The sequence below is a fragment of the Kitasatospora sp. NPDC005856 genome, assembly GCF_040629945.1.
Lineage (GTDB): Bacteria > Actinomycetota > Actinomycetes > Streptomycetales > Streptomycetaceae > Kitasatospora.
The window spans coordinates 46,670-59,729 of sequence record NZ_JBEXWT010000017.1 but is presented as its reverse complement, the minus strand read 5'-3'; the positions used below and the strand labels follow the sequence as shown (position 1 = coordinate 59,729).

General features: G+C 75.1%; 8 protein-coding genes. All 8 read right to left on the bottom strand.

Annotation, left to right across the window (positions count from 1 at the left end; genetic code table 11):
* Positions 1-24 precede the first annotated feature (24 nt).
* Positions 25-4,851: an amino acid adenylation domain-containing protein gene (locus tag ABZ449_RS13480; RefSeq protein ID WP_360344963.1), complete on the bottom strand. Its 4,827-nt coding sequence runs from the start codon at positions 4,849-4,851 to the stop codon at positions 25-27.
* A gap of 153 nt (positions 4,852-5,004) precedes the next feature.
* Positions 5,005-6,252 (bottom strand): glutamate synthase-related protein, encoded by a 1,248-nt coding sequence (locus tag ABZ449_RS13475; protein WP_360345062.1) that lies wholly within the window; start codon positions 6,250-6,252, stop codon positions 5,005-5,007.
* A 74-nt stretch (positions 6,253-6,326) separates the two neighbouring features.
* Complete coding sequence (locus tag ABZ449_RS13470; RefSeq protein WP_360344961.1) at positions 6,327-7,319, bottom strand: asparagine synthetase A; 993 nt, start codon at positions 7,317-7,319, stop codon at positions 6,327-6,329.
* A gap of 97 nt (positions 7,320-7,416) precedes the next feature.
* Entirely contained in the window at positions 7,417-8,775 is a 1,359-nt protein-coding gene (locus ABZ449_RS13465; protein ID WP_360344959.1) for a methylaspartate mutase, read from the bottom strand.
* Positions 8,772-9,215, bottom strand: a complete 444-nt coding sequence (locus ABZ449_RS13460; RefSeq protein WP_360344957.1) for a cobalamin-dependent protein — start codon at positions 9,213-9,215, stop codon at positions 8,772-8,774. Before ABZ449_RS13460 ends, ABZ449_RS13465 begins: the two co-directional genes overlap by 4 nt.
* Positions 9,216-9,516: 301 nt before the next feature.
* Positions 9,517-10,782: a helix-turn-helix domain-containing protein gene (locus ABZ449_RS13455; RefSeq protein WP_360344956.1), complete on the bottom strand. Its 1,266-nt coding sequence runs from the start codon at positions 10,780-10,782 to the stop codon at positions 9,517-9,519.
* 404 nt (positions 10,783-11,186) lie between these two features.
* A complete protein-coding gene (locus ABZ449_RS13450) occupies positions 11,187-11,621 on the bottom strand; it encodes a hypothetical protein (protein WP_360344954.1) in 435 nt (144 codons plus the stop codon).
* A 151-nt stretch (positions 11,622-11,772) separates the two neighbouring features.
* Positions 11,773-13,056 (bottom strand): hypothetical protein, encoded by a 1,284-nt coding sequence (locus ABZ449_RS13445; protein WP_360344952.1) that lies wholly within the window; start codon positions 13,054-13,056, stop codon positions 11,773-11,775.
* Positions 13,057-13,060 lie beyond the last annotated feature (4 nt).

Below are 13,060 nucleotides of genomic sequence, written 5' to 3'. Positions count from 1 at the left end.
TCCCTTCGTGTGCGGCACGGCCCGTCATCGGGCGGCCAGCCGTTCGGCGATGGCGCTCACGGTCCGGGCCCGGAACACCAGTTGCGGGGGGACGCGGCTTCCGGTCTCCCGGGACAGCCGCATCGCGACCCGGACGGCGGCCAGCGAGTTGCCGCCGATCCGGAAGAAGTTGTCCTCGCGGCGGACCTCGGCGAGGTCGAGCACCTCGCGCACGGCGTCGGCGACCAGCCGCTCGGCCTCGGTCAGCGGATCGGCGGCTCCGGCGGCTCCGGCGGCCTCGGTGGCCTCGGCGGCCTGAGCCGCGTCGACCCTCCGGCGCCCGGCCGGGGCGGGCAGCGCCTTGCGGTCCACCTTGCCGTTGTGGTTCAGCGGCAGGGCGTCCAGGACGTCGAGGGTGGCGGGCACCATGTGCTCGGGCAGCAGGGCGGCCAGGTGGTCCAGCAGCGCGTCCGGGTCGGGGGCGCCCGCGGCGACGGTGACGTAGGCGGCGAGCCGGCGGTCGCCCGGGGCGGGCTCGTGGACGGCGACGGCGGCCTCCCGGACGGCCGGGTGGCGGGTGAGCGCGTCCTCGATCTCGCCGGGCTCGACCCGGAAACCGCGGATCTTCACCTGGTCGTCGATCCGGCCGGTGACCTCCAGCAGGCCCTCGGCGTTGAGGTGGCCGAGGTCCCCGGTGCGGTAGAGGCGCTCGCCGGGAGCACCGTACGGGGAGGCGACGAAGCGCTCGGCGGTGAGGCCGGGCCGGCCGAGGTAGCCGTGGGCGAGGCCGCCGCCGGTGGCGTACAGCTCGCCGGTCGTGCCGGGCTCGACGGGGCGCAGCCGCTCGTCCAGGACGAGGACGCCCTTGCCGTTCAGCGCGACGCCGATCGGGACGGAGGCGCCGGTGGTGTCGGCGGGGCCGACCCGGTGGCAGGTGGTCAGGCCGAGGCTCTCCACCGGGCCGTAGCCGTTGGCGACCGCCAGGCCCGGGTAGGCCTCCAGGGCCTTGGCCACATGGGTCACGGAGGCCCGCTCGCCGGCCGTGAAGGCGAGCTTCAGACCGTCGTACGTCTCCGGGAACTCCTCCAGCAGGAAGTTGAACAGGCTCGCGGAGAGCTGGAGTTGGGTGACGCCGTGGCGTCGGGTCAGCTCGGCGATGGTCTGCGGGTCCGGGCGCTGGCCGGGCTGGAGGACGCAGGTGCCGCCGAAGCAGAGCGCGCCGTACAGCTCCAGCGCGAAGGCGTCCCAGGAGACCGGCGAGCACTGCAGCCAGACCTCCTCGGGGCCGAAGCGGGCGTAGTCCTGGCCGAGGTAGGTGGTGGTGAGCGCGCGGTGCGGGACGGCGACGCCCTTGGGGCGGCCGGTGGAGCCGGAGGTGAACATCACGCAGGCGAGGTCGGCGCCGTCGACCGGCAGGCCGAGGTCGTGCGCGGCGTACCGGGCGATTTCGGCGACCGAGGCCTCCAGGTCCACCTGGCGCCCGACCGGGAACGGCACGGTGGCGCGGTGGGTGACCACCGTGGCGGCGCCGGTGTCGGCGACCGCGCCGGCCAGCCGCTCGGCCGGGAAGTCCGGGTCCAGCAGGGTGTAGGCGGCGCCGGCCTTGAGGGCCGCCAGCAGGGCGACGACCAGCTCCGGCCCGCGCTCGGCCAGCACGGCGACGGTGTCCCCGCGCCCGATGCCGAGGCCCGTCAGGTGGCGGGCGAGCCGGTTCGCGGCGGCGTTCAACTCGCCGTACCCGACGCTCCGTTCGCCGGAGATCAGGGCGACGGCCCGCGGGTCGCGGGCGGCCCGCGCCTCGAACAGGGCGTGCACCGGCACCTCGACGGCGGCGGCCAGGGTGCCCAGCCACTCCTCGCACAGGCCGGCCATGGTGTCCGGGGCGAAGAGGTCGCTGTCGTACTCGAAACGGCCGGTGAAGCCGGTGCCCAGGTCGTCCACCGAGACGGACAGGTCGAAGCGGGAGACCGGGTTGGAGTGCAGGGCCCGGGTGACGTCGTGCCCGCCGAGCGTGAACGGCCGCGGGTCCAGCGGGTGCAGCTCCAGCAGCACCTGGCAGAGCGGGTTGCGGTCCTCGGGGCGCTCGTCGAGCGCGGCGCCCGCGATGTCGTCGAAGGGCACCTCCTGGTGGCGGTAGCCGCCGATCGACACCTCGCGCACGTGCCGGACCAGCTCGCGGAAGGAGGCGCCCTCCTCCAGCTTCAGCCGCAGCGGCAGCAGGTTGACGAAGTAGCCGATCAAGCCGTCGAGTTCGGCCCGGCCGCGGACGTTCACCGGCGATCCGATCACCAGGTCGCGCTGTCCGGAGCGGCGGTGCAGGGTGAGCGCCAGCCCGGCCAGCAGCACCATGAACGGGGTGGCGTCCTCGCTGCGGGCGAGCGCCCGGACGGCCTCGGCCACCGGGTCGGGCATGGCGAAGCGGTGGAAGGCGCCGCGGAAGGCCTGCTCCGCGGGCCGGTCCCGGTCCGGCGCCAGGGCCGGTTCGGTCGGGGCGTCACGCAACTGCTCGCGCCAGTAGTCCAGTTGCCGCTCGGCGGTGTCGTCCTGGTACTGCCAGGCGGCGTAGTCGCCGTACTGGACGGCGAGTTCCGGCAGTTCGGCCGGTCGGCCCTCGGCCAACGCGGCGTACAGCTCGCTGAGTTCGGCCTCCAGGACGGGCAGCGAGCCCTCGTCCCAGACGATGTGGTGCAGGAGCAGCAGCAGCGTGGTGGCCCCGCCGGCCCGGAAGACCCGGGCCCGGACCAGCGGCCCCCGCTCCAGGTCGAAGGGCTCCAGCGCGGCCTGTGCCACCAGGGCGTCCACCTGCTCGGCCGTGGTCTCGGTGAGCGTGAACGGCAGTTCCACGGACGGGTGGACGACCTGGCGCGGGCCGTCCTCGGCGAGCTCGAAGGTCGTCCGCAGGCTCTCGTGCCGCGCGACCACCCCGTCCAGCGCCCCCCGCAGCAGGTCGGGGTCGACCGGCCCGGAGAAGCGGAACACCCAGGGCACCACGTAGGTCGGCGCGTCCGGGTTCCACTGGTCGAGGAACCACAGGCCGCGCTGGAACTTGGACAGCGGGGCCTCGGTGGCACCGGAGCGGACCGGGGCCGGGCGGGCGCCGCCGGACGCGGAGGTCACCGCGGCGGCGAACTCGGCCAGCGTCGGCGCGTCGAAGATGGTGTACGGCGAGACCATGCCGAAGACGTCGAAGACCCGGCCCACCACGCGCACGGCGGTCAGCGAATCGCCGCCCAGGTGGAAGAAGTTGTCGTCGGCGCCGACCTCCGGTACGCCGAGCACGTCCGCCCAGACCGCCGCGATCAGCTGCTCGGCGGGGGTGCGCGGCGGGCGGCCGGCCGGGCGGCCCTCCGGCGCGGTGCGCGGCTCGGGCAGCGCCGCGCGGTCCACCTTGCCGCCGGCCGTCAGCGGGAAGGCGTCCAGGGCGGTGAGCGTCGCCGGGACCATGTGCTCGGGCAGCCGCTCGGCCAGCCAGGCCCGGGCCTCGGCGTACTCCGGCGCGGCGCCGGTGACGTACGCGGCCAGCCGGCCCTCGTGCGCCACCACGACGCAGCCGGTGACGCCGGGGTGAGCGGCCAGCACCTGCTCGATCTCGCCGGGCTCGACCCGGAAGCCGCGGATCTTCACCTGGTGGTCGGTGCGGCCGAGGAACTCCAGCGGGCCGTCCTCGGTGGTGCGGCGCACCAGGTCCCCGGTGCGGTACATCCGGGCGCCGACGGCCCCGTGGGCGCCGTCCACGCCATCCACGCCGTCGGTGCCGTCCACGCCGTCCACGCCGTCCACGCCGCCGACTGCCGCCGCGAACGGGTCGGCGACGAAGCGGCCGGCGGTGAGGCCCGCGCGGCCGAGGTAGCCGGAGGCCAACAGCGGCCCGCCGACGTACAGTTCGCCGGCCTCGCCGGGCGGCACCGGCCGCAGCCGCTCGTCCAGCACATGGAGCCGGCGCGCGCCGACCGCGCTGCCGATCGGCACCCGGCCGGCCGACTGCTCCTGCCCGCCGTCGAGCCGGTGGGTGGTGGCGGTGACCACAGTCTCGGTCGGGCCGTAGGCGTTCAGCAGCGGCACCCCGGTCGCCGACCACCAGGCGGCGGCGGTGGCGGGCTCCAGCTTGTCGCTGCCGGAAACCATCAGCCGCAGGGTGCGCGGAACCCGGCCGCCCAGGGCCGCCACCACGTCCTGGAAGTAGCCCGCGGCCAGGTTGGCGACGGTGACGCCCTCGGCGTCCAGCAGGTCCAGCAGCGCGGCCGGGGCCAGCAGCCCCTGCTCCGGCAGGACCAGACAGGCCCCGGCGGACAGCGCCCCGAGCACCTGCTCCACGGCCACGTCCACGGTCGGGCGGGCGAACTGCAGCACCACGTCCCGCTCGGTCAGACCGAAGGTCTCGACGACGGCGGCCAGGTGGCCGGACAGGGCGGCGAGCGGCACGTGCACGCCCTTGGGGCGGCCGGTGGTGCCCGAGGTGTAGATGACGTAGCCGGCGCCGGCGCTCCCGCCCGTCCCCTCGCCCCCGCCGAGTCCGGTCGGGTCGGTGAGCTCCTCGCCGTCGAGGGCGAGGCGGGCCCCGGCGTCCTCGACGATCCAGCGGTTGCGCTCCTCGGGGGCCTCCCGGTCCAGCGGCAGGTAGGTGGCGCCGGCCCGCAGCACCGCCACCAGCGCGACCACGTGGTCCAGTCGGTCACGGCCGGTCACGGCGACCGTCCGGCCGGGAGCGAGCCGGGCGGCGAGGGCGGCGGTCAGGCCGTCCAGCTCCCGGTAGCTGACCGTCCGACCGCCGGCCCGGACGGCCGGCCGCTCCGGGAAGCGGGCGACGGCGGAGGCGAACGGCGCGAAACCGGGCTCCGTGAATTCGGTGGGGAAACCGCGCGAGGACATCATCCAACCCCAGATCGTGAGAGAAATCGGCGACGAAAGCGACGATAGGGGGTGTGCGAAAGCCCTATCGGCAGAATGAGCGGAAGGAAATCGGCAGTTTCGACGGGTCTTCTCATGCCGCTTTCCGGGCAGGCCAGGACCACCGGCCGGAGTGGTTCAGAAATTCCCGGGAGACCAGACGTCGGCCCGGTCCAAGGCCTCGGGGGAGTATTTCCCGAGCGCGCTGATCAGCAGCCGGAGTTCCAGCGCCAGGCATTCCGCGAAACGGTGCAGTCCGGATTCCCGGTCCTCCGCGACGGCGAGCAGCGCCGCCCGTCCGAGCCCCACCGCGCGGGCCCCCAGCGCCAGGCTCTTGACCGCCCGGGCACCCTCCCAGATCCGTCCGGAGACCAGCAGCGAGGGCGGCGGCGCGTCCGCCAGCCGGCGCAGGCACTCCGCGAGCGGCAGACCGACGTGCGGCAGGAACACCCCCGGCGCCCAGCCGGTGCCACCCTCGGCGCCGTCCACCACCACGGCGTCCGCACCGGCCTCGTGCGCCACCCTGGCCGCCTCGGCCACGTCCCGGCCGGGGTAGAGCTTCACCCAGATCCGCACCCGCGGGTAGTTGTTGCGCATCAGCCGGATCTGCTGGCGCAGGATCTCCGCGGTGAAGGTGCCCGGGGTGGCGGCGCGCAGCACCCGGCCGTCACCGAACAGCGGATCCAGCCCGAAGCGGTCGCCGAGCCCGGCGGCGGCCTCCGCGTCCAGCACGGTCATCCCGCCCAGACCCGGTTTGGCCCCCTGGCCGACCTTCAACTCGAAGGCCAGGCGCCCGGATTCGAGCAGCGGTAGGGCGGCCGGATCGCTGTGGACGAGGTTCCACACCTCGGCGTCGGCATCCTCGGTGCTCTGCTGGACGGCCACGCCGCCGAGGCCGTCCGGGAGGTCCTCGGCGTAGGCGCGCAGCCGGCCGAGCAGGGTGCGGTCGGCCGCCTCGCCGAGCCGGCCGTAGCCGTTGACCGGCACCACGTTCTCGCCGATCACCATCGGGATCCCCAGCGCACCGGCCTGCCGGCTCAGGGCCAGCCCGAGGTCGCCGCCGGCCGCCCGGGTGGAGCCGGTCGCGGAGACGTAGACCGGCAGCGCGGAGGCGAACCCACCGATGGTGGTGGCGAGTTCCACGTCGCGGTAGTCGGGCTCGCGGCCGAGGTCGATCAGCTTGGCGAGCCGCTGGGGCAGGAACAGCGGCGGGACGATCCGCAGGGCGTCGAGCACGTCGTCCGGCGCCGCCTCCCCGGGCCGGCCGGCGCCGAACAGCACCCGCCCGTACTCCTCGGCGGGCGGGAACGCGGCGGCCGCCCCGACGCGGGCGCGCCGCCGGACCTCCTCCGCCGGGAAGCCCGGTGCGGTCAGATCGGCGGTCACGCGGCCCACCTCGCTCCGCTCGGCAGGGGCGTTCACCCACTCGCCCCCCTCGACGGTGAGCTCGCTCCGCTCGCTCACGGTGACACCACCCCGGCGAGCTTGGGGAACGCGCTGGCCTGCCAGACGGCGTCCAGCCCGGCGACGTACCGGGTGAACCGCTCGACGCCGATGCCGAAGCCCGCGCTGGCCGGCACGCCCTCGCGCACCAGGTCGAGGTACCAGCGGTACTTCTGCGGGTTCTCGCCGGTCTCCCGCATCCGGGTGATGATCTCCGCGTAGTCGTTGGTGCGCTGGCTGCCGCTGCACAGCTCGCCGTAGCCCTCGGGCGCGAGCAGGTCGAAGTTCCGCAGCAGGCCCGGGTCCTGGGGGTGCTCGCGGTCGTAGAAGCCGCGCGAGCCCTTCGGGTAGTCGGTGACGAAGAACGGCCGGTCGCGCCGGGCCGACAGCAACGCCTCGCCCTCCCAGTCGAGTTCGGCGTCGGAGCTCTGCGGGTGCCCGATGCCGCGCAGTTCGGCGACCGCCTCCGCGTGCCGGACGCGGCCGAAGGAGCCCTTCAGGAGCTCGGCGAAGGCCTGCGGGTCCCGGCCGAGTTCGGCGAACTCCTTCGGCAGTTCGCGCACCGCGCTGTCGACCATGTGCACCACCAGCTCCTCGGCCAGCTGGACGGCGTCGTCCCGGCTCGCGCCGGCGATCTCCACGTCCAGCTGGTGGAACTCGGCCAGGTGCCGGTTCGTCCCGGCGGTCTCCAGCGGCTCCAGCCGGACGTTCGGGGCGATGCAGAAGATCTTGTCGAAGGCGAGCAGCGAGGCCTGCTTGTACAGGATCGCGCTGGTCATCAGCTTGTAGCGGTGGCCGTAGAAGTCGATGTCCACCTGCTTGGAGCCGCGGGCGCCGGGGTCGGTGACCGGGCCGATGATCGGCGGCAGCAGCTCGGTGAAGCCCCGGCCTCGCAGGAACTCGCGGGCGGCGGTGAGCAGTTGCTGTTGGATCCGCAGGGCGCTGCGGGTGGCCGGAGCGGTCAGGTGCCGGCCCGGGTCGGTCGGGGGCAGGGGCGTGGCGTCGGGCATGATCGGGGTCCTCTTCTCTGGGGTGGTCGGTGGAGCTCCGGGTGGGCGGGAGTGCCTCGGCCCGGCAGGCGGCTCGGCGGGCGGCCCTGCGCGCGGCTCAGCGCGCCACGGGCAGGCCCCGCGCGGCGGACGCGGAGGCGGCGGCCGCCGCGTACTCGGCCCGGCCGTCGTAGTCGCGCTGGACGTGGGAGAGGGCGGCCAGCAGCCCGGCCGAGCCGAGGATCGGCGCGCGGCCGCGCTCGACGAGCCCCGCGATCGGCATCGAGCCGACGGCGGACCAGTGCAGCCTCCCGTCCGGGCCCAGCGAGCAGGCCGTCCGCCCGGCGTTGTCGGGGTGCAGGCAGTACGGCACGTCCAGGTAGCCGGCCGCGAACGCCCGCACCAGGGCCCGGCCGAGGTCGGCGTCCAGGTCGAGCACCGCACCGATCAGCGCCCTGGCCTCGGCCTCGATCCCGGTGTCCGGCGTCGGCCCGGCGGCGGGCCCCGGGGGCGTCCTCGCGCTCAGGTCCTCGGCGCCCCGCAGGCGCAGGCGCTCCGCCGTGGCGGCCGCGGCGGCGGTCTCCAGCGCCCGGACGTTCTCGGCGACGGTCGGGATGCGGTGGGCCTCGGCCGTGGTCTTGACGATCAGCCGGGCCGCCCCGCCGCGCACCGCGAGCCGCGCCGCGTCCTCCAGCAGCAGCCGCGCGCCGCCGGGCGAGCGCGGGTAGACGCCCATGTACGCGTACACCACGAGGTGCCGGTCGACGTCCGGGAGGAGGTCCCCCGCGATCCGGCCGAGCGCGGCCAGCGCCTCCTCGTCCTGGCGGGCGTTGGCCTGCTGGGCGTAGCTGAGCGAGATGCTGCGCAGCCCGTGCTGGCGGAAGAACAGCGCCTCCAGCACGCTGATGGCGATCAGCAGCGAGGGCGGGCAGAGCTGCCCCATCATGCAGCCACCGAAGGTCTCCAGGTGCGGCTCCGCGCCGAACTCCCGGACGGAGGCCAGGATTTCGCAACTGCGCCGCCAGCGCGCCACCGCCTCGTGCAGCGGGGTGCGGCCGTACGGCAGGCAGTAGGAGACCGGTCCGCCCTCGGTGGCGTCCAGGCCGGCCGCCAGCAGCGCCTCGAAGATCCGCTCCGGCGCGGCCGAGCCGTGCCGGACCTGCACCGGGAAGCCCGCGTCCGCCACCCCGTGCAGCACCGCCCGGGTGACCTCGACGGGGTGGGTGGCGATCGGGTAGCCGTTGAGGCCCGCCCCGGCGGCCAGGGCGCGGCGCGCGGCCGCGAGGTCGCCGGTGCGGGTGTAGCTGTCCAGGGTGATGGTGCCGACGGTGACGGCGGCCGCCCCGCGGGTGGCGAGCAGGCCCTCCCGCATCACGGCGGCCTGCGCCATGCCCATCCGGGGCTGGACCACCAGGGCGCCCGCCTCGGCGGCCTGGGCCACGAACGCGCCGAAGCCCGCCCGGGCGGGAGCGGTCACAGCAGGACCTCGGAGCGCAGTCCGGCGACGAACGCGCGGAACGCGGCCACCGCGGCGCCCTCCTCGAAGACCGCGTCGAAGCCGGCTGCCAGCAGCGTCCGCTCGCGGTCGGGGTCGTCGGCCCCGGCGATGCCGAGCTTGCCGCCGATGACGGTCGGGGTGCGCCGCAGTTCCGGACAGGCGCGGAGGGCCTCGATCACCCGCAGGCCCTCCTGGTGGCCGTGCCCGTTGACGCTGCTGATCACGATCAGGTCCGGTTCGATCCGGCGGCATTCGGAGAGCAGCAGCGAGTCCGGGACGCACGCGCCCAGATTCGTCACCCGGTGGCCCATCTCCTCCAGCAGGAACTGGAGGAAGACCAGGTTCCAGGTGTGGGAATCCGAGGCCGTCGTCGTCACGACGACGTCCAGACCGTTCTGTTCGGCATTTCCGTGCTCCACAACTCAGCCCTCATCGGTAGAGATCCTCGACGGGCTTCCGGCGCGCATTCGCGGCGGTCCGGCCCCATGGAGAACGCTAGGAACGATCGGGCCCGGCAAGCGGCAGCTCCTGCGGCATTAAGCGGCAGAATCGGCGGCCGTTCGACGGTGGTGGTCGGCCCCCTGCCGGCCGTCCCGGCGACGGTCGGCCCACGACGGCCGTCCCGGCAACGGTCGGCCCACGACGGCCGTCCCGGCAACGGTCGGCCCACGACGGCCGCCCCGGCAACGGTCGACCCTCTGCCGGCCGCCCCGGCAGCGGTCAGCCCGCGACGGCCAGCAGCGGGCCGTCCCCGGCCGGCCCGAGCCGGAGCCCGGGCTCCTCCCGGACGAGGCGCCGGCACAGGTTGAGCACCGTGAAGCGCACGCCGTCCCGGGCGGGCACGCTGCGGATCAGCCCGCGCGACAGCAGTTCGTGCACCGTGGCCAGGCAGGCCTGCAGGGTCCAGCCGCTGCGGACCACCGCGTCCTCCCCCGACCAGTCCCCCGGCTCGTCCACGAGCACTTCCAGCAGGGCACGCTGACGGTCCGTCAGGCATCGGATCGCCGGCTCCACCTCGTCCCGCAGGTCACCGCGCGCGCCGAAGACGACGGGCGGCGCCGCCAGTGTGAACGGGACGGCCGCCAGCCCGGCCACCAGCTGGGCGGTGGACTGCACCAGCGCCCACCCGGCCGCCCGCTCCAGCGCGCCCGGCAGGCCGTCCAGTCGGCGGCAGAGCTCCGCGACGGCGGGCGCCTCGGAGCGCTCCAGGGTGTAGCCGGGGCGCAGCCGGCACAGGTGCGAGAGCAGCAGCCGGACGGCCCCGACCTGGGCCAGCGCCTCCGGTTCGGCGTCGAGTTCGGGGGCCGGGACGGGCAGCGGCGCGAGCGGGATGACCTGTCCCCCGGGCAGCGGCCGGGCCTCCCGGGCGGTGATCAGCACCCGCAGCCCGGGGCAGTGGCGGAACAGCCCGTCCAGCTGACCGGCGTCCACCCCGCCGTCGGCGCCGTCCAGGACCAGCAGGGCGGGCCGGTCGCCGATGTCCCGGACGAGGTCGTCCAGCGGTGCGCGCCAGGGGTGCGGGCCGCCGCCGCAGTCCACCCAGCGCACCGACCAGCGGACGGCCAGGTGCAGCCGGCGGGCGACCTCCAGGGCGAGCCGGGTCTTGCCCACCCCGCCGAGGCCCACCAGCGAGACCAGCCGGTCCCCGTGCACGGCGAAGGCGTCGGCCAGCACCTCGGCCTCCATCTCCCGGCCGACGATCGCGCCGCGCGCCACCGGCGGGGCGGCCGGCTCGGCCACCGGCTCGTCGGCGAGCGGGTGGCGGCGGGCGGCCTCCTCGAAGTCCGTCCGGCTGCGGCCCTCCAGCCGCAGCGCGTCCGCCAGCAGCCGGACGGTCTCGTTGCGGGGCCGGCGCACCCGGCCGCTCTCCATGTCCCGGATCGCCCGCACGCTCAGGGTCGCGTGATCGGCCAGGCACTGCTGGGTCAGTCCGACCCGCTCGCGCCGTAGCCGCAGCAGCTCGCCGAAGCCCGCCGCCGTTCTCACCGCTTGCACCGACTGCCCGCCGTCCATGCCTCGTCTGCCCTTCGTGGTCCGGACTGCTCCTGGGGTCGGGACCGGTGGCGGCCGCAGCGCGGGTCCCGCACGGCCCGTGGTCCGGCCGTGCGGGACCCGGTGATCAGGCTGTGGCCTCCGACCGGCTCCCTCGGTTCCCGATGCTCCTGGCTCGCCGTCTACGCCCGATCAACGGCCGATCACCGGCCCCACCCACGACCTTCACCCGGGCCTCACAGGGCTTCCCGTCGGCCCGCCGGGCCGGACGGAGCCCCTCACCGGGACGGCCGCGGCGGTCCGGCGGTGAGCCGCCCGGTGGGCACGCGGCGGCCCGGACCTCGGCGGACGCCGGGATCCGGGCCGGTCACGCTGTCAGGGACGGGCCTCCTCGGACGTCACTCGCCCGCCTGCTTGAGGCCGCCGTGGCACAGGCCCCAGATGACGAGGGCGTCGATCGCGATCAGGACGATGGCCCACGCCGGGTAGTAGGGAAGCCACAGGAAGTTGGCGATCATCCCCAGCCCTGCGATGGCGACACCGAAGATCCGGGCCCAGAGTGCGCCGCTGAAGACCGCTATGCCCGCCACGACGACGAGGACGCCGATGATGAGGTGGATCCACCCCCATCCCGCGGTGTTCATCGAGTACACGTAGTTGCGGGTGACGACGACCAGGTCGTCCTTGGCGATGACGGAGATCCCTTCGAAGATCGCCATGAGACCGCCGGTGATCAGCATGACCCCCGCGAAGATGGTCCACCCGGACGCGTAGGGGTGCCGCTGGGGCTGGGGGATGTGGCTGCTGCCGACTCCACTGACGCTGCTCGTCATGACAGTGACTCCTTCGATGGCATCCGCCTCGCGGACCGCGGTGGGCGGGGGTGGAACAGAAGTCCTACGTTCACGGTAGAGCCGGATCCCCGTCCTGTCGTGGCGTCGTCCCGTCCGCGGCCGTGGCCCGTACGGCCCTGGTGGAGCCCGGTCAGCCCTCCTTCCGCGGGCCCTCGCCGCCGTCCGGGCCGGGACCGGCGCCCGGTCCGGCCGCACCGCCCGGTCCGGGGGCGCCGCCCGATTCGGCCGCCTCGGCGCGTCGGGGCGGGCCGACCCGTCCGGATGCGGCGAGCAGGGCCAGGACGGCGAGGACGGCGAGGAGCACGAGGACGAGCAGCAGCACGGTCAGCACCGTCGGGTGGTTCCAGAGGGCGAACACCAGGGCCACGATCAGCAGCGCCGCGAGGACGAGCCAGCGGCGGTGGGCGTCGGTCCAGGTGCCGGCCCGCCCGGTGTGCACGCCGTGCGCGTCGCTCCAGCGGGCGACCGAGTCCGCGGCGTGGTCGGCCCCGCCGCGCACGGCGCGCGGCAGCCGTCCCGCCCCGGAGAGGTAGGCGCCGAGCGCGATCACGATGCCCAGGACGATCGCGGTGCGCAGGCTGACCCGCAGGAACCTCACCAGCGTGTCGAAGACCGCGGCCGCGGCGGACGGGGACTGCACGGCGGGTGGCAGGTGGTCGAGGTAGTAGTGCCGGGCGATGACCAGGGCGATCGCCACCAGCAGGCTGGCCCCGGCCGCTCCGAGCGCCGTGGACACCAGGGCCCGGCGCCGGCGCCGGGCCAGCAGGACGCCGACCAGGCCCAACAGCACGGTGATCACCGGCAGCCAGTTGCCCACCACGTCCAGCGCGTGCGCGGCGCCGCGGACCTTGGCCAGCTTGTCGGACTGGAACAGCACCAGCTGCTTGTTCACGTCCGGGATCTTCTCGGCCGGTGTCAGCCCCGCGGCCACCAGCTCCTCCTTCAGCTGGTCCACGGCCTTCCCGACGTCGAGGGTGACCGTGCCGTCGCTGACGCCCACCGCGCCGCGGCCGTGCCCGGTCAGGGCCTGGACCACGGCCGCGTGGGCGGCGCGGTTCGCCTGCGTCCAGACGGTGTCGAAGGCGTCGCTCTGCACCACCTTGGTCGCCGCCTTGGTGACCACCTGGTCCACCGCGTCGTCGATCTTGGGCCCCAGCGACTTGACGGCGGACGCGGCCCGGGGCGGCAGGCCCTGCGCCTGCAACCACGCGGCCAGGTCGGACGCGACCTCCGGGCCGTCCACCTTCACGTCCACCGCCTCGGTGATCCGGTGGACCGCGGCGTCCTGGATCGCCGGGTTCGTGGCCAGCGGCGCGACCGTGGAGACGTACCGGTCGGTGTCCAGCGCGATGTCGTGCACCCAGACCGTGAGCAGCGAGACCGGCACCAGGATGCAGGTCAACGTGATCAGCACGGCC

Coding starts and splice junctions, on each gene's coding strand:
- ABZ449_RS13480 (WP_360344963.1), bottom strand. CDS start 4,851: ATGATGTCCTCGCGCGGTTTCCCCACCGAATTCACGGAGCCCGGTTTC.
- ABZ449_RS13470 (WP_360344961.1), bottom strand. CDS start 7,319: ATGCCCGACGCCACGCCCCTGCCCCCGACCGACCCGGGCCGGCACCTG.
- ABZ449_RS13450 (WP_360344954.1), bottom strand. CDS start 11,621: ATGACGAGCAGCGTCAGTGGAGTCGGCAGCAGCCACATCCCCCAGCCC.